Origin of the sequence: Pseudomonas sp. EA_5y_Pfl2_R50 (assembly GCF_963970475.1) — a bacterium.
In the GTDB taxonomy this organism is placed as follows: Bacteria; Pseudomonadota; Gammaproteobacteria; order Pseudomonadales; family Pseudomonadaceae; genus Aquipseudomonas.
The window spans coordinates 1-450 of record NZ_CAXAPT010000177.1; the positions used below are offsets into that span (position 1 = coordinate 1).

Consider the following 450-nt stretch of genomic DNA (forward strand, 5'->3'; position numbering starts at 1 on the left):
TATCGTTGTCGCAGTCGATGCCGTTAAGAATGTCGATAGCGTGCTGCAGCAGATCAGCGGCAGCGTCGAGCAAGTCCACGAGTTCGTCGAATCGATGGCGAACGACAACCGCGCTCAGTCGTCGACGATCAGCGAGATCGCCTCCGCCGTGAATGCGATGGACCACTCCACCCAACAGAATGCTGCCATGGTCGAACAAACCTCGGCCGCCGCGCGCAATCTGGCTGGTGAAGTTGCCACGCTCAGCCGCCAATCGGCCCGCTTCAATGTCGGCTCGACCTCGCCGACCAGTATGCCAAAGCCGGTGGCCATTGCAGCGCGCGCGCGGCCAAGTGGGAAAATCTCCCCGCCGCCGCTTGCCGCCCGCACACCGACCGCCGCCAACGCCGACTGGGCAAGCTTCTAACTCCCGAGCGGGGTGACCTGCGAAGGCCACCCCAAACACCGCTC

The 450-nt window shown here is 63.8% G+C and carries 1 pseudogene; it reads left to right on the top strand.

Annotation, left to right across the window (positions count from 1 at the left end):
* A pseudogene (locus tag AACY19_RS27320) lies at nt 1-406 on the top strand (hypothetical protein); the annotation flags it as partial.
* Nucleotides 407-450: the final 44 nt, after the last annotated feature.